At 63.6% G+C, this 21,033-nt stretch carries 22 protein-coding genes and 1 pseudogene; 13 read left to right on the top strand and 10 right to left on the bottom strand.

Features of this window, described 5'->3' with window-relative positions; genetic code table 11:
- Positions 1-2: 2 nt before the first annotated feature.
- Entirely contained in the window at positions 3-764 is a 762-nt protein-coding gene (locus DAAJ005_RS08465) for a hypothetical protein (RefSeq protein ID WP_151846732.1), read from the bottom strand.
- Between the two features lie 206 nt (positions 765-970).
- On the opposite strand from DAAJ005_RS08465, the gene DAAJ005_RS08470 reads away from it, so the two are divergent.
- The gene (locus tag DAAJ005_RS08470; RefSeq protein ID WP_151846733.1) at positions 971-2,707 is read left to right on the top strand and encodes a hypothetical protein; all 1,737 of its coding nucleotides are present in this window, start codon (positions 971-973) and stop codon (positions 2,705-2,707) included.
- Positions 2,708-2,937: 230 nt separating this feature from the next.
- On the opposite strand, the gene DAAJ005_RS08475 is transcribed toward DAAJ005_RS08470, so the two are convergent.
- The 6 genes from DAAJ005_RS08475 to DAAJ005_RS08500 all read right to left on the bottom strand — a co-directional run bounded on the left by DAAJ005_RS08475 (position 2,938) and on the right by DAAJ005_RS08500 (position 8,156).
- The gene (locus tag DAAJ005_RS08475; RefSeq protein WP_151846734.1) at positions 2,938-3,771 is read right to left on the bottom strand and encodes a phosphatidate cytidylyltransferase; all 834 of its coding nucleotides are present in this window, start codon (positions 3,769-3,771) and stop codon (positions 2,938-2,940) included.
- Between the two features lie 136 nt (positions 3,772-3,907).
- A complete protein-coding gene (gene frr / locus DAAJ005_RS08480; RefSeq protein WP_029480978.1) occupies positions 3,908-4,459 on the bottom strand; it encodes a ribosome recycling factor in 552 nt (183 codons plus the stop codon).
- A 120-nt stretch (positions 4,460-4,579) separates the two neighbouring features.
- Positions 4,580-5,287 (bottom strand): UMP kinase, encoded by a 708-nt coding sequence (gene pyrH, locus DAAJ005_RS08485; protein WP_151848468.1) that lies wholly within the window; start codon positions 5,285-5,287, stop codon positions 4,580-4,582.
- Between the two features lie 132 nt (positions 5,288-5,419).
- Positions 5,420-6,217, bottom strand: coding sequence for a translation elongation factor Ts (gene tsf / locus DAAJ005_RS08490; protein ID WP_151846735.1), 798 nt, complete (start codon positions 6,215-6,217; stop codon positions 5,420-5,422).
- A 101-nt stretch (positions 6,218-6,318) separates the two neighbouring features.
- Positions 6,319-7,113, bottom strand: a complete 795-nt coding sequence (gene rpsB / locus DAAJ005_RS08495; protein ID WP_151846736.1) for a 30S ribosomal protein S2 — start codon at positions 7,111-7,113, stop codon at positions 6,319-6,321.
- A 332-nt stretch (positions 7,114-7,445) separates the two neighbouring features.
- Entirely contained in the window at positions 7,446-8,156 is a 711-nt protein-coding gene (locus DAAJ005_RS08500; RefSeq protein WP_226342645.1) for a hypothetical protein, read from the bottom strand.
- Positions 8,157-8,383: 227 nt separating this feature from the next.
- Between DAAJ005_RS08500 and tsaD the strand changes: the two genes are divergently transcribed.
- Complete coding sequence (tsaD, locus tag DAAJ005_RS08505; RefSeq protein WP_151846737.1) at positions 8,384-9,388, top strand: tRNA (adenosine(37)-N6)-threonylcarbamoyltransferase complex transferase subunit TsaD; 1,005 nt, start codon at positions 8,384-8,386, stop codon at positions 9,386-9,388.
- A gap of 80 nt (positions 9,389-9,468) precedes the next feature.
- Here tsaD and DAAJ005_RS08510 read toward each other — a convergent pair whose 3' ends face one another.
- Positions 9,469-11,199 (bottom strand): long-chain fatty acid--CoA ligase, encoded by a 1,731-nt coding sequence (locus tag DAAJ005_RS08510; RefSeq protein WP_226342646.1) that lies wholly within the window; start codon positions 11,197-11,199, stop codon positions 9,469-9,471.
- 232 nt (positions 11,200-11,431) lie between these two features.
- Here DAAJ005_RS08510 and DAAJ005_RS08515 point away from each other — a divergent pair, with 232 nt between their 5' ends.
- The 6 genes and pseudogenes from DAAJ005_RS08515 to DAAJ005_RS08540 all read left to right on the top strand — a co-directional run bounded on the left by DAAJ005_RS08515 (position 11,432) and on the right by DAAJ005_RS08540 (position 14,947).
- On the top strand, positions 11,432-11,977 hold the full coding sequence (locus DAAJ005_RS08515) for a nucleoside deaminase (protein ID WP_151846739.1): 546 nt from the start codon (positions 11,432-11,434) through the stop codon (positions 11,975-11,977).
- A 67-nt stretch (positions 11,978-12,044) separates the two neighbouring features.
- Positions 12,045-12,929, top strand: coding sequence for a ribokinase (locus DAAJ005_RS08520; RefSeq protein WP_151846740.1), 885 nt, complete (start codon positions 12,045-12,047; stop codon positions 12,927-12,929).
- 39 nt (positions 12,930-12,968) lie between these two features.
- The gene (locus DAAJ005_RS08525) at positions 12,969-13,511 is read left to right on the top strand and encodes a DUF1999 domain-containing protein (protein WP_151846741.1); all 543 of its coding nucleotides are present in this window, start codon (positions 12,969-12,971) and stop codon (positions 13,509-13,511) included.
- Complete coding sequence (locus tag DAAJ005_RS08530) at positions 13,511-13,735, top strand: heavy-metal-associated domain-containing protein (protein WP_075832599.1); 225 nt, start codon at positions 13,511-13,513, stop codon at positions 13,733-13,735. Before DAAJ005_RS08525 ends, DAAJ005_RS08530 begins: the two co-directional genes overlap by 1 nt.
- Before the next feature lie 2 nt (positions 13,736-13,737).
- Positions 13,738-14,070 carry a DUF503 domain-containing protein gene (locus tag DAAJ005_RS08535; RefSeq protein ID WP_151846742.1) on the top strand — a complete coding sequence of 111 codons (333 nt, stop codon included), beginning with the start codon at positions 13,738-13,740 and terminating at the stop codon, positions 14,068-14,070.
- A 102-nt stretch (positions 14,071-14,172) separates the two neighbouring features.
- Positions 14,173-14,947 (top strand): annotated as a pseudogene (locus DAAJ005_RS08540) (transposase).
- Here DAAJ005_RS08540 and DAAJ005_RS08545 read toward each other — a convergent pair.
- Complete coding sequence (locus DAAJ005_RS08545) at positions 14,934-15,266, bottom strand: SH3 domain-containing protein (RefSeq protein ID WP_151846743.1); 333 nt, start codon at positions 15,264-15,266, stop codon at positions 14,934-14,936. The pseudogene DAAJ005_RS08540 and the gene DAAJ005_RS08545 overlap by 14 nt on opposite strands.
- 106 nt (positions 15,267-15,372) lie before the next feature.
- Here DAAJ005_RS08545 and purB point away from each other — a divergent pair, with 106 nt between their 5' ends.
- Complete coding sequence (gene purB, locus DAAJ005_RS08550; protein WP_151846744.1) at positions 15,373-16,680, top strand: adenylosuccinate lyase; 1,308 nt, start codon at positions 15,373-15,375, stop codon at positions 16,678-16,680.
- A 13-nt stretch (positions 16,681-16,693) separates the two neighbouring features.
- On the opposite strand, the gene DAAJ005_RS08555 is transcribed toward purB, so the two are convergent.
- Positions 16,694-17,119 carry a hypothetical protein gene (locus tag DAAJ005_RS08555; protein ID WP_151846745.1) on the bottom strand — a complete coding sequence of 142 codons (426 nt, stop codon included), beginning with the start codon at positions 17,117-17,119 and terminating at the stop codon, positions 16,694-16,696.
- Positions 17,120-17,184: 65 nt separating this feature from the next.
- Between DAAJ005_RS08555 and DAAJ005_RS08560 the strand changes: the two genes are divergently transcribed.
- The 4 genes from DAAJ005_RS08560 to DAAJ005_RS08575 all read left to right on the top strand — a co-directional run bounded on the left by DAAJ005_RS08560 (position 17,185) and on the right by DAAJ005_RS08575 (position 20,966).
- Positions 17,185-17,553 carry a phage holin family protein gene (locus DAAJ005_RS08560; protein ID WP_151846746.1) on the top strand — a complete coding sequence of 123 codons (369 nt, stop codon included), beginning with the start codon at positions 17,185-17,187 and terminating at the stop codon, positions 17,551-17,553.
- 1 nt (position 17,554) lies between these two features.
- A complete protein-coding gene (gene panC, locus DAAJ005_RS08565) occupies positions 17,555-18,442 on the top strand; it encodes a pantoate--beta-alanine ligase (protein WP_226342687.1) in 888 nt (295 codons plus the stop codon).
- A complete protein-coding gene (locus DAAJ005_RS08570; protein WP_151846747.1) occupies positions 18,439-19,515 on the top strand; it encodes a PilT/PilU family type 4a pilus ATPase in 1,077 nt (358 codons plus the stop codon). The genes panC and DAAJ005_RS08570 overlap by 4 nt, the downstream gene beginning before the upstream one ends.
- 233 nt (positions 19,516-19,748) lie before the next feature.
- Complete coding sequence (locus DAAJ005_RS08575; RefSeq protein ID WP_075832611.1) at positions 19,749-20,966, top strand: ABC transporter ATP-binding protein; 1,218 nt, start codon at positions 19,749-19,751, stop codon at positions 20,964-20,966.
- The last annotated feature ends 67 nt before the right edge of the window (positions 20,967-21,033 follow it).

Raw genomic sequence — 21,033 nt, forward strand, 5'->3', positions numbered from 1 at the left:
AGTTAAGGCAGCGGCAGCCGGGTGGGAACGGGAGCCGCAAAGTCGGGCTTGAGTGGAGGAATCTGCTGTCTCAGGGGCCGGAGCGTTGTGGAACGGCAACGGTCTACGCCCCGCTCGTCCGCTCTGAAGGCGGGCGTCTGGCCCGGTTTGACCCACAACTGGTACTGCCGGATGCTTCCCACCGCCGCTCCCTCAGATTGGCCGGGTTCGCACCTCTGCGTCGCCGCCGTGAAGCGGTAGGGCGTGGTGGGCAGGCCCCCGGCAGCCACCCGCCTGAAATCCCAGACGTTCAGCCACTTCAGGCCCACGCCCGCGTCTCCGAAGTTTTCCAGCATCGCCAGTTCGCGCAGGCCGTCGCGGTTGATGTCCAGCACACTGTAGACCTCGCTGATCGCGCTGGCCTCGAAAGCGACGTGCAGCACGGGTGTCCCGGCGCGCGTGATCAGCAGGCCCAGCGTGTCTCCCATGTAGATCAGGCAGGTCTGATAGACCAGCGCCGTTTCCTGCGCGCCCGCTTTCAGGAACGGTCCCGGCGCACGCCCAATCAGCTTCGGCGCTGCAAAACGCTCTCCCAGCGCGCAATCTTCTCCCCCGCGCAGGGCGGCTGCCCGTCCGATCAGCGCGCGTTCCCGGGGCGTGGCCTGCGGGGGCGTGAGTATCAGATCTGCGCTATACAGCACGCGCCAGCCTGCCTGGGCATCTGCCCCGCCTCCCAGCAGCATCAAGGAGGCCAGGCCTGCCGTCACCCTTTTCAGGAGGTTCATGCTCCAGCGTAACAGGTGTGGGCCAACGGTCAGTCAGGGCGCAGCGCAGTTGGGGGCAGTGGGGGCGCGAACGGTCTGTGCCTGGAAGGAGTCGGTAGATTTTCCAACTGGATGGGGGAGGCTGTGCGTTCTTCCGCTGTGCCCTGGCTTGCTGCCCTGCTTTCCTGGCCCGCCAATTCAGAATCGGGCCGTCTATACTGGGCCGTGTGAAGCCCATTGGCCCCTACGTGGCAGTTCAAGCCCTGCCTCCCCCGGCGAATGGGGTGGCGGCGGCTGACAGCCCCATTCAGACCTTTCGGGCCACGGACCGGCTGACTGGAATTCCTGTTCTGCTGCACATCCTTCCCTATGCACAGGGGCTGCCGGAGGTGCCGTTCTCGCCCCATCTTCTGCCGGTGGTAGACAGCGGTGTGGACGGCGAACAGGCGTATCTGGTGACCGAACTGCCGCTTCAGGCCCACCCTGCGCAGGACCCGGAACTGGCCGCGCGCGGCGCACTGGCGGCCCTGAGCGTCCTGCACGGGCGGGACATGACACACGGCGGTGTCAGCGGGGCACAGCTCTGGAACCACGACGGTGGGGTCGCGCTGGCCGGGGCGGGCCTGCCCTGGCGCGAGGACGCCACCCCGCAGGGTGACCTGAGCGATCTGGCCCTGACCTTGCAGGCGCTGGGTGCGCTACCGGAGGTCCTGCGGCCCCTGCTTGAGCAGCCCGGTTCCCTGAGCGCACACGAAGCGCTGGCACTGCTCGGCGGCGATGTGGCAGATCAGGAGCAGAAAACGGCGGGGCAGCAGGAAGCCGCAGCGGAGTTGCCTCTGGATCAGCCTGCCGCGCTGGGGCAGTCATTGGAAGAAGAGGCTGCAGCCACCCTGGCTGGGGCTTCCGACTCCGAGGTGTCGGGCGGCCAGCCTATTGTTCCGCTGACTTCCCCTGAGGAGGTTTCGCCTTTGCTCCCTGGCAAGGATGCGGCTTCCAGCCCGTCTGGGACCGGAGGGCGGGGAATCGGCGGCGAGGGGAGTGTCGTCGGATCTGCCCAGACTGGGGCGACAAGGCCCGTGTCTGAACAGGCACAGACTTCGGCGGTCTCTCCCTTCTCCAATGCGCCGACGGGGCAGTCGGAAACGCCGCAGGAGCGCCGCAGACGCCAGAACGACGAGCGCCAGGAGCAGGCCACGTTGGACAGCCAGGCCGCCGCTGAGCGCCGGGCGGCGTACCTGAAAGAACAGAGCGAACAGGAAACGCGTGAGATTGCACAGGCTGCCGAACTGGCCGCGCGGGGTGTACCGGTGCCCGAGCCGTTTCAGATGGGCTTCGCGGCTGAGAGTACGGGCGATGTGGGCGGGGCTGTTGCTGGTGTGCAAGCGCGTCAGGTTGAGCGTCTGCCTGCTTCACTACGCCGTCCGAGCGGGGAAGAGATAGACGGGACGGGTACGGTGCAGCGGCTCCCCAGTGCAGTCTCGACTGGGGGGACCCCAGCCCGGCGTGATCTTCCGCCGATCCGGATCGGCTGGGATGAGGACGACTCCTGGCGGGTGGTCCGAACCGCACCGAAGAGCAGTCAGCCCTCGCCACTGCTGCGCTGGGTGCCACTGGCGCTGGTGGTCATCGTGTTGCTGGGTGCGGCCCTGCTGTGGGCGCTGCGGCCCTCGCGCGCGGCCTCTACTGATGCTGATGACGCCGCTACGGGCGCACCCGCACCGTGCTGCAACGTGGACTTTACTTTGCGCGGCGCGGCGGGCGTCACGGCCCAGTTGAACGTCGTCTCGGCTCCGGCCAGCGCGAAACTGGCGGCGAACCAGACGCTGGGCCTCGCGCCAGGGAAGGTCAACTTTCCAGTTCAGGGGACGTACCAGTTGAACGTGGTTGCCGAGGGCTACCGGTCTGCGCCGCTGACCGTCGTCGTTCCACGCACGCAGCCCGTGACCATCGATTTGGGCAATTAGCGTCCAGCCGAAGCGGGTGCCGATCTGGGCGACTTCCCCAATTTCCAAGTGAATCTGGGACACTTTCTGTCCCATGCGATCTTGGAGACGTTTGGCGCAGATGGTACTGATTCCATCTCGCGTCCCGATCCGCCCTGGCAGTTGTCTCCCCAAAAACCAAAAGAGGAAGCGCACGTTGCTGACGCCTCTTGTTTCTGTTCTCGTTCTTTCGTCGCAATTTGATGTAACGACTACCGTGAAAATACGCTGATCTGCAAGAACAGATAGGTGGCGGGTACGGCGAACAGCAGGCTGTCGATGCGGTCCAGGAAACCGCCGTGGCCGGGCAGACTGGTGCCGCTGTCCTTGGTTTTCAGGGCGCGCTTGACCAGACTCTCGGCCAGATCGCCCAGTTGGCTGGCACTGGCCACCAGAATGGAGTACAGCAGCGATTCCAGCGGGGACCAGATGCCAGTCAGGCTGGCGATTGCCAGCACAATCAGAAAGCCCGCCAGCAGGCCGCCGATGGCCCCCTCCACGGTCTTGCCGGGACTGACCTCCGGGGCCAGCTTGCGGCGTCCAAAGTAATAACCGCCGAAAAAGCCCCCGATATCGGCGGCAAAGGTGGCCAACAGCGGCAGCGCGAAGTACAGCAGGCCCGCCGTGGCGTCCGGGCTGTAGCGCAGCAGCAGAAAGTAGCCCAGCAGCCACGGAATGTACAGCAGCCCGAACACGCTGTAGACCACCCGTTCCAGCGGGCGTTCGCCGGGGCGCACCACCTCCATGACCAGCAGGTAGGCCACCGCGACCGTCAGGACCACCTCACGCCAGGAGCCGCCGGGCCAGGGTGGAGTCTGTGCCCAGATGGGCAGGCTGGCGATGATGATGGCGGCAGCGAACACACCCAGACTGGCCCGGCGCACGTCGATGTCGTTGCGGTCCAGCATGCGGATGTACTCGTACAGGCCCATCACCGAGACGAACACCAGTGCCGGAAGCATGGCCCACCAGCCGATCCACACGATGGCGCTCACGATGGCGAAGCCCACCACCGACGTCAGGACGCGGGTACTCAGCGTTTCCATGACCCTTCCTGACAGCGTGTCTTCTGATGGCACGACTTCACATGGCATGACTTCTCATGGCGGGGTGCAATGGAAAACGTGGAGCGTGGTGATCTCCCACGATCCACGCTCCACAGGCCACGTCCGGGCGCAGCTTTCACCCGAGGATTTCCTGCTCCTTCTTCTGGAAGGTGCTGTCCACGCGCGCGATAAACTCGTCGGTGATCTTCTGCACGTCGGCCTCGCCGCGCTTGATGTCGTCGTCGCCGATGCCTTCGAGCTTCTTGACGTCGTCCAGCGAGTGCTTACGCAGGTTGCGTACAGCAATGCGGGCGTCCTCGGCATAGGTCCGGGCGTTCTTGACCAGATCCTTGCGGCGTTCCTCGGTCAGCACAGGCATGCTCAGGAAGATGGTGTCGCCCTTGTTGTTGGGATTCAGCCCCAGATCGCTGTCGCGGATGGCCTTCTCGATGGGGGCCAGTGCGCCCCGGTCCCAGGGCGTGATGACCAGCGTGCGCGCGTCGGGCGTGCTGACGCTGGCGACCTGATCGATGGGCATGGACTGGCCGTAATAGTCCACCACGATGCGCTTGAGGATGCCGGGATTGGCGCGGCCCGTGCGCAGGACGCTCAGGCTGTTTTCCAGCGACTCGATGGCCTTGCCCATCTTTTCGCGGGTTTCGGCCTGGATGGTTTTCATGTCGGACATGGGGAAACACTCCTTTGAATGATTGGAGGCGAATGTATGATGGAGCAGAGTTTAGCGTGTAGAACCGGCGGGAACGAGGCACCCTTCTTTATCTTCGCCTGTCCCATATGGCTCGGGCGCCTAGCTCTGGATCAGCGTGCCGACCCGTTCGCCGCGGAACAGCCGTTCCAGATTGCCCGGCTCGAACAGATCGAAGACCACGATGGGCAGCCCCTTATCCATGCAAAGCGTGATGGCGGTGGCGTCCATGACGGCCAGACGGCGCTCCACGACTTCATGGTGGGTCAGGGTGTCGTATTTGACCGCCCCCGGATTTTTCTGCGGATCGCTGTCGTACACGCCGTCTACCTTGTTCTTGGCCATCAACACCACTTCCGCATTAATTTCCAGGGCGCGCAGGGTGCTGGTGGTGTCGGTGGTGAAGAACGGTGCGCCGTTGCCCCCACCGAAGATGACCACACGGCCCTTTTCCAGGTGGCGCATGGCCCGGCGGCGGATGTACGGCTCGGCCACTGCCGCCATCGGAATGGCGCTCATGACTCGGGTGGGGCGTCCGGCGGTTTCCATCGCGTCTTGCAGGGCCATCGCGTTCATCACGGTGCCCAGCATGCCGATGTAATCGGCAGTGGCCGGGTCCATGCCCACGCCGTTGCGCGCCCCGCGCCAGAAGTTGCCGCCGCCGATCACGATGGCCAGTTCCACATCGCTGCCTTCCAGTGAAGTGGAGATCAGCCGGGCGAGGCGGGCCGTGGTGTCGGGACTGATGCCGAAGCCCTCTTCTCCGGCCAGGAATTCACCGGAGAGTTTGAGTAGAACGCGCTTGAACATGGGCATGGGATACCACCTCGCAGGAGAAGATCACAGAAAGTCAAGAAAAAACCCGGCAACCGCTGGGGCCACCGGGAAGACAGGAATGCGGCCCAGAAAAAAGGGCGGCCAACTGCGCCGCCCCCTCCACATTTACGAACCGATCTCGAAGCGGACGAAGTTGCTCACCGTGGCGTCGCCCAGATACTTGCCCACCGTCATGGAGTTGTCCTTGACGAACTTCTGCTCGGGCAGCACTTTTTCCTCGTAGAACTTGCCGATCTGACCGCTCACGATCTTCTCGACGATCTGCTGGGGCTTGCCCTCGTTGAGCGCTTTGTTGGTCAGGATCTCGCGCTCTTTCTCGATGTCGTCGCTGTTGACCTGCTCGCGCTTGAGGTACTGCGGGTTCTCGGCGGCCACATGCAGGGCCACGTCCTTGGCCTGGGCCGCGTCGCCGCCGTCCAGGTCCACCAGCACGCCGATCTTGCCGTTACTATGAACATAGCCGGCGATCTGCTGGCCTTCCATGTAGGTCACCCGGTTTAGAACCAGATTCTCGCCGATGCGGCCAGCGGCGGCGGCCAGCACGGTGCCCACCATTTCACCGTCGTCCATCTTGAAGTTCTTGAACTCCTCGACGTCGCTGGTCTTGGCCTGGAGTGCGGCTGCGGCCAGTCCTTCCACGAGCTTCTGGAAGTCGGCGTTGCGGGCCACGAAGTCGGTCTCGCTGTTGACTTCCACCATCGCCGCATGGTTGCCGTCCACCACAAAGCGCACCAGACCCTCACGGGCTTCACGGTCCGACTTCTTGGCCGCCTTGACGATGCCGCGTTCGCGCAGCAAGGCCACAGCCTTGTCCTCGTCGTTGCCCGCGTCGGCCAGCGCCTTCTTGACGTCCATCATGCCCGCGCCAGTCATTTCGCGCAGTTTCTTGATCGATTGCAGCATAGTGATTCCTCCTGAAAAGTGTTTAGAGCAGGGTCTTGAGAGCAAAAATAGGGGGCGCGGCCCGCTCACCGCGCAGCGACGCCCCCCACCAATGAGCGGGTTTAGCTGCGGCCCTGGGTGCTGGTGACCTGGGCAGTGTCGCCCTCGGCACCCTGCTCGGCGTTCTTCATGTCGGCGTTCTCGCCTTCCACGCGCTCGCCGGACACGTCCTCGCCGCCGCCACGCGCCTCGACCAGCAGGTCACCGATGCGGTGCGTGATGAGCTGGATGCTGCGGATGGCGTCGTCGTTGCCGGGCACGATGTAGTCGATCACGTCGGGATCGCTGTCGGTGTCGGCCAGCGCGATGACGGGAATGCCCAGCTTGTTGGCTTCCTTGACGGCAATGACTTCCTTGGTGGGGTCCACCACGAAGATCGCGTCGGGCAGGCGGTTCATCTTGCGGATGCCGCCCACAAAGCGCAGCAGACGCTCGCGCTCGGTGCTCAGGGCAATACGCTCGGCCTTGCCACGGTCATTGATGCGCTCGGACTCGAACAGGTCGTCCAGTTCGTTCAGGCGGTCGATGCGGGTGCGCATGGTCTTGAAGTTGGTGAGCATGCCGCCCAGCCAGCGGCTGGTGACGAAGGGCATCCCGGTGCGGCGCGCTTCCAGTTCCACGATTTCCTGCGCCTGCTTCTTGGTGCCGACGAACAGAATGACTCCGCCGCGCTCCGCGAGTTCCTTGATGAAATCGAAGCTGCGGTCCACCTGCTTGAGGGTCTTTTGCAGGTCGATGATGAAAATACCGTTGCGTTCGGCGAAGATGAACCGCTTGAACTTGGGGTTCCAGCGCTTGGTTTCGTGACCGAAGTGAACTCCGGCTTCCAGCAGTTGCTTCATGCTGATGTAGGACATGTGGCTCCGTAAGCGTTGAGTGGGAAGAGTTTGCCAGTTTCGTGCCAGCCCAGCGTCTGTTCTCGCTCTGTTTGTCGTGAACGCTGTGGGCCAGGCCGATGCGCGACGCTTGAGCGCGCACGGCGGGTCACGGGGGCACCCAACCGAGGAGTATAGCGCGTCTGGGGAGATGAGGGAAGTCATGGCTGCCCTCTGAACTCTGAACTGCGGTATCCATCTGCTGGAAGCTCTGGTGATTGAATGGAACGGCAATCGGGCTGAAAAATTACAAATGGAAGAAGCGTGGACACCCTCCTGGGTGCTCCACGCTTCCTGATTGATATGTGGGTGGGCTAGAACGCCACCTGTGCCTGGAGTTCCTGGGTGGTGCGGAAGGTGGTCTGCGCGCCGCCTGCCGTGGAATTGGCCATCGTTCCCGAGCCGCTGACCTGGGCCAGAACGTTGGCGCTGGCCTGGATGTTCAGCTCCACGACGTTCCAGCCGGGCTGGACGTTGACGGCCACCGTGACCGGCAACTGGGAAATCTGCGGGATGCTCAGAATTTTCGCGCAGTCCATGGTGCCCCGGAGCTGGGTGGCGCTGTCGCTGTACAGCCACACACGGACATTCACGCGGCGGCTAAGGAGGCCGGGTTTGCTGCCGGTCATGGCACTGGTCTGGCGCGCTCCAGCACCGTCTTTTGCGTTTAGGGACATCAGCGCAAAGGCGCGGACGTCCGGCTCACTGCTCTGCACGCTGCCCATACAATCCAGCTTCCCTGCGATCCCAGTGATGGGCAGGCTCTGCTGGGTCAGTTCGGCCTCACCGGGAAGGGTCAGGGTAAATGAACCGTCCGTGTGGACGCTGGAAGACGCGCCCGGCAGGCCGGAAACGGCCACCCGCCCCTCGCCCTGCCACCCCGAGACCTTGCCGCTGATGGTCTGCACAGTGGGCTGATCGGACGCCTGTGGGGTGGGGAGGCCGCCGCCGCACGCCACCAGTGCCAGGGACACTCCGCCCAGAAGTCCCCATTTCATCCCTTGAATCTTCAACACGTTCTGCATGCCATCAGGGTAAACAGACGTCCCTGACGCGCCTCTGACAGATTCGCAGATTGGGTGGGCATTTGTCACACGGTCAGGTCAGTGGAGTGGGGAATTCGTCTGGCGCTGGGGTTCTGGCGACAGAATCCACCAGCGCTGTGGTCTCTGTCCGCATCTTCTGCCTGTCGTCTCTGGTTCCCGCTTCTGGCCGCCGTGGTCACGCCCTACCCCTGCTACACTCCCCGGCGATGACGCAAGCGCCGCTCTACATTCTGGGCATCGACACTTCCTGCGACGATACGGGGGTGGGCATCGTGGAGCTGAAGGCTGACGGCAGCGTGCAGGTGCGCGCCAACCGGATCTGGACGCAGGCCGTCCACGCGCAGTACGGCGGCGTGATGCCCGAACTCGCCAGTCGGGAGCATGTGGAGCGCATCGACGGCGTGATGGTGGATGCGCTGGCCGAGGCAGGTTTGCAGGTGTCCGACATCGGTGCGGTGGCGGCCACTTCTGGCCCCGGTCTGGTGGGGGCGCTGCTGGTGGGCCTGATGTACGGCAAGGGACTGGCGCAGGCGCTGGACGTGCCGTTCTTCGCCGCGCACCATCTGGAGGGCCATATCTTCGCCGCCGCCTCCGAGGACAACCTGCAAGCGCCGTATCTGGCCCTGGTGGTCAGCGGCGGGCACACCCACCTGTTCGACGTGCCGGAGGAAGGGAAATACATCCTGGTGGGCGCGACCCGCGACGACGCGGCGGGGGAGGCGTTCGACAAGATTGCCCGTCTGGCGGGGCTGGGTTATCCGGGGGGGCCAGCCATTGCCGAAGCCGCCCTGCGTGGCAACCCCGACGCCGTGCCGTTCAAGGAACCCCTGCAAGGTCAGAAAGCCTTTGAGTTCAGTTTCAGCGGGCTTAAAACTGCCGCCTTGCTGGCGCACAAGGCCGGGGCGAAGCCCGACGATCTGGCTGCCAGTTTCCAGCGGGCCGCCGTGCATGTGCTGGTCAAGACCACCCGCCGCGCCGCCGAGGCATACGGACGGCAGACGGTGGTGGTGTCGGGCGGCGTGGCGGCCAACACAGCTCTACGCGAAGCCTTCCAGTCAACTCATCTGCACGTCGTTTTCCCCGGCAAGGGTCTGAACACCGATAACGGCGCGATGATTGCTCTGGCGGGGGCTGCTGCGCTCCGGGCAGGCCGTGCGCCCAGCCTGCTGGCGGCGGGGGCGACGGCTTACGCGCCGCTGGCGAACGGGTAGAGAGAACCAGAATCCTCATTTCTGCTGGCCAAGAAAAGTCCCCCCTTCGTATGGAGGGGGGTATTCATACATCCTCCTCTTTATGCGCTCGGCTGCCTCACCCGCGCCTCCCTGGCCTCCTCGGCCAACTGGCGGCGCAGGATTTTCATGGCCGCCGTCTTGGGCAATTCCTCGTCGCGGAATTCCACGCTGCGGGGGGACTTGTACGCGCTGAGATGCTGGCGGCAGAACGCGATGATCTCGGCCTCGGTGGCGGTTGCGCCGGGCTTCAGGTGAACCACGGCATGGACCGTCTCGCCCCGGTATTCGTCGGGCAGACCCACGACGGCAGCTTCCAGCACGGCGGGGTGGGCGTTCAGCACCTCGTCCACCTCGCGCGGATAGACGTTGTGGCCGCCCGCGATGATCAGGTCCTTCTTGCGGTCCACGATTCGGAAATAGCCGTCGCCGTCCACCGTCGCCATGTCGCCGGTCAGCAGCCACGTCAGGCCGTGCATTTCGCGCATGGTCTTTTCGGTGGCGTCCGGGCGCTGCCAGTAGCCCATCATGATGTTTGGCCCGGCCACCCACAGCTCGCCCACTTCACTGGTGTCCACGATCTCGCCGTCCTCGCCTACCACGATGGCGTCCACCCCTGGCATGGGCAGGCCGATGCTGCCTTCCTCCTGCCGCCCGAAGATGGGGTTGGTGTGCGTGATGGGGCTGGCTTCGGTGAGGCCATAGCCTTCCACCAGATTTGCGCCCCCGGTGATCTCGCGGAACTTGCGGGCGGTTTCCAGCAGCAGGGGCGCGCTGCCGCTGATGCACGCGCGGATGCTGGTCAGGTCATGTTTGGGTGTGTCGGGGTGGTTGTTAATAGCGTTGTACAGCGTCGGTACACCGGGAAACAGCGTCGCCCTGGAGGCTTCGATCTGGTCCAGCACCATTCCGATGTCGCGGGCGTTGGGGATCAGCGCCATCGTCGCGCCGATCAGGATGCTGAGGTTCATCGCCACGGTCATCCCGTAGACATGGAAGAAGGGAATGGCGGCCAGTGTGACCTCCTGCCCGTCTTTCAGGTCCGTCATCCACACGCGGCCCTGCTCAGCGTTGGCGATCAGGTTGCGGTGGCTGAGCATCGCGCCCTTAGGAACGCCAGTGGTGCCCCCGGTGTATTGCAGCAGCGCCAGATCGCGGGGTTGCCGGGGCGCAGGTGCGGGCGTGGGTGGCTGGAACTTCAGCAGATCGGCATACTGGAGAAGATGCGCGCTGTCCGGTATATCCACCCATGTGCCCTCGCGCCGCGCCTTGATGGGGTACAGCAGATTTTTTGGAAACGGCAGGGCATCCTGAATCCCGGTCACGATCACCCGTCTGACGGGTACACGGCCCTGAATCTGGGCGTAGCGCGGGTAAAAGGTGTCCAGCAGGATCAGTGTCTCGCTGCCGCTGTCGTTGAGCTGGTATTCCAGTTCGTCGGCCACGTACAGCGGACTGGTGTTGACCACCACCGCCCCGGCCAGCAACGTGCCAAAAAAGGCTGTAACGAACTGCGGGCAGTTGGGCAGCATCACCGAGACGCGGTCCCCCGGCCCTACGCCCATTTTTTGCAGTGCCAGCGCAAACTTCTGGGCGTCCTGCCAGAGTTCGCGGTAGGTGGTATTTGCTCCTAGAAAGGCCAGTGCCGTCCGGTCCGGGTAGGTCTGTGCGGCGCGTTCCAGCAGTTGCGGCAGCGTCAGGTTGCTGGGCGCGAAGTCGTGTGGCACGCCGGGTTCGTAATGCGTGAGCCACGGACGGGGCAGGGTTGATGGGACGGGCAGGGTAGGGGACACGGCGCTCCTCCAGGGGTGGGGCGAGGGGATGGAGTGAATTGACGCGGCGCTGATCGGGCCGGAAGCCAGAAGGAAAAAATTAAACTTGGTCCAATTATTACCGAAAGAAGGCCTGATCTTCAAGCCACACCCCCACCATTGCCCCCGTATGTGTATCGCCTGAAGTTTTTTTACGCGAGTGATGAATGTTGCGCTGGACGTTTGGCGGGTGGCCGACTGCCAGACTGAGGGCATGACCCCGCCCGCTTCCGATATGTCCGTGCATGAAGCCTATCTGCGTGAAACCCTGGCCCTGGCCCGCAAGTCATTGGAAGTTGGGAGTTCGCCTATCGGTGCTGTCCTGGTGGGCAAAAATGGGGAAGTGATCGCGCGGGGACGCAACCGCGTGGGCGAACCCCAGACTGCCCGGCGGGTAGGCGACGCCAGCGTGGCGCACGCCGAGATGGACGTGTTTTTTCAGGTGGGCAAGCTGGAAAATCCCCAGGACCTGACCCTCTACACCAGCCTGGAACCCTGCCTGATGTGCGGCGGGGCCTCCGCGCTGCTGGAAGTGGGCCGGATCGTGTGGGCCACCGCCGATCCCTGGGGCGGCGCGGGCCGCCTGCTGGCGTGGTCCGATCACCCGGCCATGCAGGAAACGGAAATTGTTCCCTGCCCTTTGCCAGATCTGGAAACAGAGGGTGCGAATCTGTTTGCCCCCGAAGCCAAGCGGGCTTTCCCCGACGAGGGCTGGGCGCTGTGGCGCGAGAAGTACCCGGAAGAAACCCAGGGCGTCTGAGGTCTGAGCAACGCAGCCTCTGCCCGCCTATCATCCTTGCCATGAAGCAACTCGATCTGGAGCCTGAATGAGCGTGCTGGTGGTGGGCAGCGTCAATGCCGATCTGACCGTGCGTGCCGCGCGCATTCCCGGCCCCGGGGAAACGGTGTTGGGCAATGAGGCGCGGACCTCGCCCGGCGGGAAGGGAGCGAACGGTGCAGTGGCGGCGGCGCTGGCTGGGGCTTCCGTGTCAATGGTGGGAGCGGTTGGAGAGGATGCTTTTCAGGAGGTGGCCCTCTCTGGCCTGAAACGGGCGGGCGTGGACCTGTCCGGCCTGCTGACGCTGGACGCCCCCACCGGACTGGCCCTGATCACCGTCTCAGACGCGGGAGAGAATGCCATTACGGTAGCGAGCGGCGCGAATGCCCGGTTGACGCCGGACCATCTGCCTGCCGACTTCACCCCCTTCACCCATCTGCTGACGCAGCAGGAACTGCCGCCCGAGATCACGCTGGAGGCGGCGAAACGTGCCTCGGCGGCGGGTCTGACGGTGCTGCTCAACGCTGCGCCTACCCGCGACACCTCCTCTGAACTGCTGCGCCTGACCCATCATCTGCTGGTCAACGAACACGAACTGGCTGACCTGGCTGGCGACGGGGAAGTGGAAATCGGCGCCCGCTCATTGCTGGAGCGTGGTCCGCAGGCCGTCACAGTCACCCTGGGCGGTGAGGGCAGCCTGACTGTAACGGCAGGGGAAACGTATCGCCTGCCCGCGCATCCGGTCAATGCCGTGGATACCACCGGGGCGGGGGATACCTTCTGCGGCGTACTGACCGCGCGGCTCTCTCACGGCGACGATCTAAAAATGGCGTTGTACTGGGCCGGGATCGCCGCCGCCCTGGCCTGTACCCGCCCCGGCGCGCAGGATGCTATGCCCACCTGGGAAGAAGTCGTGCGGGAGAGTGAACGCTGAGGTGTGGTTCCGGTCCTGGTTGCCTGTTAGCCTGAACCCATGCGTTACCGGATTTTTACCGAACACGACAACAACGCGCTTCAGGCGCTGGACCTGACCGTGCAGCGACATCTGGACCCTACCTTCGACGCCTTGCCCGAACGGGAGCGCGAGGGCCGCATCAGCACCAGCCTTCCCGCCCTGAAGTTCTACGAGCGCAGCGAGCATTCCTTTGTGGCCGAGGACGAGGGGCAACTGGCAGGCTTTATCTTCGCGCAGTCGGTGTGGCAGGGCGACAAACCCATCGTGCTGGTGCGGACGCTGAGCCTGTCGCCCGACGCACCCGTGGAAACGGCGCAGGGCCTGCTCCACGCCACCATTAAAAGTGCTTACGACACCGCCGTTTACGAGGTCCACTTTCCCCTTGTCCCCGGTCTAGAGGACACTGCGCGGGCCGAGGAAGCCGTCACGCTGGGCGCTTACGCGGTGAGGCACCTGGGCAGCCGTCTGGAAACCTCGCCGGGTGTGCGGCTGAGTCCCCCGTCACACCCCGCTGGGGGTGGTGAGGTTTCCGGTATTTCGGGCGCGGACATCGGCGCATAATGGCGGGCATGACCACTCCCGCTACCCGTGTGCTGCTGGGCGTTCGCGGCATGTCCCGCGAGGCCGGCAAGACTGTCGCCGCTGCCCTGTCTGCCCTGCCCGGCGTCTCAAAAGCTGCCCCGGACGACGGCCAGATTGAAGTGCATTACGATCCCTCGCAACTGACCATCATGGATCTGGTGCGGGCGGTGCGGGGTCAGGGTTTCCTGGCCGGAATGCTGTAGCGGTGGCGCTGGGTTATGTGGGTGTCCTGACCGTTCGCCTGGAAATGCCCTGGGTCAGTAACCTCAAGGAAAAACGCGCCCTGGTGCGCCCGGTGGTGGAACGTCTCAAGGTGCGTTTTCCCCTGACCGTTGCTCGCCTGGACGGCCTGGACGCCCATGACTGGGAAGTCATCGGCGTGGCCACCATCAGCAACGATTATGGGTGGGTCAAGGAAACGCTGAAGATGGCTGCCGACTACATTGCCAGCGAGGGGCCGTACCGCGTCACCGACGAGGAAACTGAGATAACCATGATCGGAGAGGGCGATTTGGAGGAGGACGAGCTGGAGGACTGAACGGGGATTTACTCAACCCTGTTACAGCCAATTCCATCACCCCGTTTAGGGCTTGAGCCAGGATAGATTTCTCCGTACCCAGACGATAAAAAGTGAGACGATATGGCTAGATATCGTCTCCACCACAGTTTAGGCCGTCGCCGCAACATTCGTACCCTCCATCGCTGGGCCAAACGACACTTTAATGACCAGAAAAAGTGTCGTCATCAGAAGGTCACCGATGCCATGCTCATCGCCCTATTGCTGGCACGCTTGATCTACAAACAGGCGTACCCATCGGTCTGGTGGAGTGATCTTAAGGCAGACCGCCCCGGTCTGCCGTCCTACACGCAAGCTTTCAACCGGGCCAACGGTCTGCTGGCCGTCTTGGAGAAGGTCTGTACACCGTCCCGATCCTGTGCTGAGGTGGTGATCGACTCCATGCCTCTCCCCATTTGCCGTCCCAAACGAACGCGGCGCTGTCACTTTCCTGGAGCCAGATGGGGGCACAGGACACAAGGGAAGTTTTTTGGGTACAAGCTCCACGCGTGGGTCCTGGAAGACGGTGAGGTTGCGCAATACCTGATCAGACCGGCCAATTTGCACGACACCACCGTGAGCTACGAACTCAATCGACGCCATCCCCGACTTCGACGGGCCAAAAATTGTGGGGGATAAGGGGTCCTGCTGCGTGGGCGACATCTATCCACCCAAAAGCAACTCCCGGTATGACACCGGATGGCGGCCAGACCGCCATCCGAAACTCCGCAAACGCATAGAAACGGTGTTCTCCCAACTGGTTGCAGAGGGGATTCGGTCTGTTCAGACCAAAACACTGGCCTCATTGCGGCTGCGCGTCGTCCTGGCCGTCATCGCCCACAACCTTACCAAGCCCTAAACGGGGTTCCATCATTGTCCCGGTCCAGTCCTGGCGTGTAGCTAGGCTCATTCCTCCTGATATCGAACAGCCCAATTTTGCTTAACTCGGTGCAGCGCCCATACCTTGCCTTGATCAGCGGGCGCTCTACCCATCCTGTTTTGCTCTGGGCCGTGACCTTGCACCATTTCTCGTTGCAGGCGATGATTTCCAGAGCAGCTTTGGCGGGCAGCGTAGCCACCACTGGACTGGATTTGCTGGCCTGCGTGTAGAGGCGGGCGGTGGCTGGGACGCTCCCCGGATGGGCGTGAGCATTCGACACAGTGGCGGCAAGCAGCACGGCGAGGAGTCGTTTCGTCTGCGCTTCATCATGGCCTTTCAGCGTGCCGGAAGTGCGGATAGATACCGGTCTGCGCGTCCGCCCTGACCCGTGTTAGCCTCCCAGCGTGATCGAACGTTACCTGACCCCTGAAATGAAGACCCTCTGGTCCGAGGCCAGCAAGTACCGCGCGTGGCTGCGCGTGGAACTGGCGGCGATGGACGCCCAGGCCGATCAGGGCGAGGTGCCGCGCGAGGCACATACGGCGCTGCTGGAGCAGACGGGGGCCGATCCGATTGACGACGCCTTCGCCGCCCGCGTGGCCGAGATCGAGGCTGTCACCCGCCACGACATCGTGGCCTTTACCCGCGCGCTGAGCGAGCGTTACGGCGACGAGGCCCGCTTTATCCACCACGGCCTGACCAGCACCGATGTGGTGGACACTGCCCAGAACCTGCTTCTGGATGAGGCCCTGACACTCATCCTGGCCGATGCTGCCGCGCTGCGCGAGGTCTGCCGCACGCAGGCGCTGGCCTACAAGCACACGCCCACGGTGGGCCGCACCCACGGTATTCACGCCGAGCCGATGACCTTCGGCCTCAAGTTCCTGAACTGGATGGCGACGCTGGACCGCGATCTGGAACGGCTGACGGCGGCCCGCAAACGTATTCAGGTGGTCATGCTCTCTGGCTCGGTGGGCACCTACGCCCACGTCTCGCCGCAGGTGGAGGTGGAAGTCGCCCGCGCCTGGGGGTGGGAGGCCGCGCCCGTCACCAACCAGACTCTGGCCCGTGACCGCCACGCCGAGGTGCTGGCCGCGCTGGCCATCTTCGGCACCACGCTGGAAAAGATTTCCGTCGAAATCCGTCACCTCCAGCGCTCGGAGGTCCGCGAGGCGATGGAACCCTTCGGCAAGGGGCAGACGGGCAGTTCCTCCATGCCGCACAAGAAAAACCCGATCCTGACCGAGAACGTCACTGGCTTTGCCCGCCTGCTGCGCGGCTTTCTGACCACGGGCCTGGAAAACGTGGCCCTGTGGCACGAGCGCGATATCAGTCACTCCAGCGCCGAGCGCGTGATTCTGCCCGACGCCACCGCCGCCGCCAGCTACGCCACACGGCGTCTGACCGGGGTTCTGCGTGGTCTGGTGGTCTTTCCGGAACGGATGCTCAAGAACATGAACGATCTGGGCGGTCTGGTCTTCAGCCAGCGTGTGCTGCACGCTTTGATTGACGAAAAGGGCATGTCCCGCGAGGCCGCCTACGATCTGGTGCAGCGCCACGCCCTGAAAAGCTGGGAAACCGGCGAGGGCCTGCGCGAACTGCTGGCTGCCGATCCCGAATGCCCCCTGAACGATACCGAACTGGACGGGGCCTTCGATCTGGCGTGGTACCTGCGCCATGTGGATGATATTTACGCGCGCTTCGGAATGTGAGTCGAAATCGCGCTCAGTTGAGCAGACGAATCTCGCACGTCCCCGCTCCACGCGAAGTCTTCCAGTCCGCGAAATAGTCCGAGATCGCCGCCCGCTGATTCTTGTCCGCAAAGACGAACTTGCAGCGCCCGGTTTCCTGATTCAACGCTGAGTACAGCGACAGTTGCATCGTCCTGATCTTGGAAAAATAAAGCAGGGTTGCGCCCCTGGCGACTTCACCGGCCATTAACGCGCTGGAATCGTCTTTCGGGGCGTCGATGGGCGTGGTGAATTTGACCGTCTTGATAGAAATTGTGCCAATGATCGGCGGCTGGCCCTCTGGCGTGGCCGTGTACTCCCAGAGCTGTCCGGCCCTGATCGGCAACGGTGCGGTGGGTGAGGTGGCAGCCGGGGCGCAGGCCACCAGTCCTACGCTGAGGATAAGTAAGATCTGTTTCACCGTGCCAGCGTAGCGTCAGCCCCATTCCGGCGGTGTCACATTCCCGCATCCCTTATGCTGCCTGTATGGGATTTATTCTTCGGCTTCTGGTCAATGCGCTGGCGCTGTATCTGCTGACTCAGGTGTATTCGGGCGTGTTCTTCGCGGGCGGTACGGGCGTGGGCAGCGTCCTGATCGCTGCGCTGGTCATGGGCATCGTCAACGCGCTGATCCGCCCCGTGTTGCTGCTGCTCTCGCTGCCGCTGACGCTGCTTACGCTGGGGCTGTTCACGCTGGTGGTCAACGGGGTGGTGCTGCTGCTGGTGGCGGCGGTCACGGCGCTGGATACGGCGGGCTTCGGCGCGGCCATCGTGGGCGCATTGATTCTGACCATCATTTCCTGGCTGCTGGACTCGCTGGTGGGTGTGCTGGGTCTGGACGGAAAACGTGACTGAGTTGACCGTGACTGAAACGGCCTCGCAGGTCAGACCACAGGTGGTCAGGTCCCCAGAAGACCTGCGCGCCGCGCTGGCCGGGCGGGGCCGCGTAGGACTGGTGCCCACGATGGGCTACCTGCACGACGGCCACGCCACCCTGATGCGCCGCGCCCGCGAGGTTTGCGACGTGCTGGTGGTCAGCATCTTTGTCAACCCGCTGCAATTCGGCCCCAGCGAGGATCTGGCCGCCTACCCCCGCGATCTGGAACGCGATCTGGGCGTGGTGGCAGGGGCCGGGGTGGACGTGGTGTTCATGCCGGATGTGGAGACGATGTACCCGCCCCGCTTCGACACCCGCGTGGTGGTCTCCGGCGTCAGCGAGGGGCTGGACGGTGCCTCGCGGCCCGGTCATTTCGTGGGCGTGGCTACTGTGGTCCTCAAGCTGCTGAATCTGGTGCGCCCGGACGTGGCTTTTTTTGGCGAGAAGGACTGGCAGCAACTGGCCGTGCTGCGCCAGATGGTCCGCGATCTGAATGTGCCAGTGGAGGTGGTGGGCCTGCCCACTGTTCGCGCCGGATCTGGGCTGGCCCTCAGCAGTCGCAACAGCTACCTGACCGCAGAGCAGCAGGCACGGGCTGCCGTACTGTCGCGCGCCCTGATGGCGGTACAGGCCGCCTACGCCAGTGGCGAGAGGTCAGCCCTGAAGCTGCGTCAGGCCGGGCTGGACGTGCTGGCCCAGGACCCGGAGGTGGCACTGGATTACCTGAGCGTTGTGGGCCGTGACATAGAAGAAAGAGAAGTTGTGGACAATGGTCCCATGACCCGTGTTCTGGTGGCTGCCCGCATGTTCGGCGTCCGGCTGATCGACAACATGCCCCTCGTTTTCGGGGAGCCTGATTCCGCATGACCCTCGACGAGCTGCTGCGCGAGATGGTGGGCCGCCGGGCCTCCGACATCCACCTGCAAGCGGGCAGCCCGCCGATGGGCCGCGTGGACGGCCATCTGGTCCCTTTCGGCACGCAGGCGCTGATGCCGCCCGACACCGAACTGCTGGCGCAGGCGCTGATGTCCGCCGAGCAGTGGGACGACTTCGCCTACCGCAACGAGCTGGACATCGCCTACGGGGTCTCGGGGCTGGGGCGTTTCCGCTGCAATATCTTCCGGCAGCGCGGCTCGGTGGGGATCGTGATGCGGGTGGTCAGCGACGCCATTCCTGGCTTCGAGTCGCTGGGCCTGCCCACCGGGGTCCTGCAACGGCTGGCCGACGCCCCGCGCGGTCTGATTCTGGTCACGGGTCCCACCGGCAGCGGCAAGACCACCACGCTGGCCAGCTTGGTCGATCACATCAACCGGACCTTTGCCTATAACGTCATCACGGTGGAAGACCCCATCGAGATCCTGCACAAGAACAAGAAGAGCATCGTGGTGCAGCGTGAGATCGGCAGCGACACCCGCGACTTCCGCACTGCCCTGAAATACGCCATGCGCCAAGATCCCGACGTGATCATGATCGGTGAGATGCGCGACAAGGAAACGGTGGAAGCGGCCCTGAGCGCGGCGCAGACCGGGCATCTGGTCCTCAGCACGCTGCACACGCAGGACGCGGTTCGCAGCGTCAACCGCATCATCGATTTCTTTGCCCCCTACGAGCGCGATCAGGTCCGGCTGCAACTGGCCGAAACGCTGGTGGGCATCGTCAGTCAGCGTCTGCTGCGGCGTGCGGACGGCGTGGGCCGCGTGCTGGGGCTGGAAATCATGTTGAATACGCCGCTGATCCAGGATTACATCAAAGACGAGGATAAGACCCCCCTGATCAAGGACGCCCTGATGGAAGACGATATCCGGGGCATGCACACCTTCGATCAGCATCTGGCACAGCTTTACCGCCACAACCTGATTAGCATCGACGAGGCCACCGCCGCTGCCACCAGTGCCCACGAACTGAAACTGATGGTGACGCGCAGCGGCTACGCATACTGAACGCGGGTTGTCCGCCTAAAACTCATTTTACGCCTGTATAGAAGGCATGTCCCGCCCGCCGGGTTTCTTCCGTCTGGCCTGACCGCTGTGTTACACTCTGAGCGTCAGATTGGCATAAGCGTAAGCAATGGGTTTCTCGTCCACGTACCCCGGTTGTCCGAACCCGTATCGGCGCGCTCCGGCGTGTCCTGTACACACTCACGGACAAGAGTAGGGGCAAAGGCAGGCACAACATGGCAGAAGTTATCCTGGAACACATCGAAAAGATGTACGGCAGCAAGCAGCACGCGGTAAAGGACTTCAATCTTCATATTCAAGACCGCGAGTTCATGGTCTTCGTGGGACCGTCCGGCTGTGGCAAGTCCACCACCCTGCGGATGATCGCGGGCCTGGAAGACATCAGCGACGGCATCCTCAAGATCGGTGACCGCGTGGTCAACGACGTGCCGCCCAAGGACCGCGACATCGCGATGGTGTTCCAGAACTACGCGTTGTACCCGCATATGAACGTGTACGAGAACATGGCCTTTGGCCTGAAGCTCCGCAAGACGCCCAAGGACGAGATCGAGCGCCGCGTGCGTGACGCCGCCAAAATTCTCCAGATCGAGCACCTGCTGGGCCGCAAGCCCAAGGAACTCTCTGGCGGTCAGCGTCAGCGTGTGGCGATGGGCCGCGCCATCGTGCGCGAACCCGCCGTGTTCCTGATGGACGAGCCGCTGTCTAACCTGGACGCCAAGCTGCGCGTGGAAATGCGCTCGCAGATCAACCAGCTTCACCGCCGCCTGGGCGCAACCATCGTCTACGTGACCCACGATCAGGTGGAAGCCATGACGCTGGGCAACCGGATCGTGGTGATGCGTGACGGCCTGATCATGCAGGTCGATACCCCGATGAACCTCTACGATTTCCCGCAGAACAAATTTGTGGCGGGCTTTATCGGCAGCCCCAGCATGAACCTGATCACGGGCACCGTGAAGAATGGTCAGTTCATGGTCGGCAACGATCCTGTGGCCGCGATGGGCAAGCTGGCGCAGAGCCTGAAAGCCTACGAGGGCAAGGAAGTCCTGATGGGCATCCGCCCCGAACACATCGGGCTGATCGGGCTGACCGAGACGCCGGTGGGGACCAACGTGATTCATGGCAAAGTCGTGGTCGTCGAGCCGCTGGGCGCGCAGACCGATCTGATCGTGGAAGTGGCCGGGCAGGACATGACGGTCAAGGTGGAAGGTCAGGCGCTGGTGCAACCCGGCGACGACATCGAACTGGTCATTGATCAGACCCGCCTGCACGCCTTCGATACCGCCACCGAACAGGCGATTGACCGTGGCACGGCCCTGGGCAAGCGTGGACAGGCCGATACCCCGGACCTGGGCTATGAGTACCCCGGCGTGGCCAAGAAAGGCGCCGAGGCTATTTTGAGCAAGGAAAGGATGGCTGCCAGCAGCGACTGACCCGGATCAGTCAATCTGGAGATCAGACAGTTCAGAAGGGGGCCAGAAGCGTGATCGCTGTCCGGCC

Source organism: Deinococcus sp. AJ005 (assembly GCF_009017495.1).
In the GTDB taxonomy this organism is placed as follows: domain Bacteria; phylum Deinococcota; class Deinococci; order Deinococcales; family Deinococcaceae; genus Deinococcus.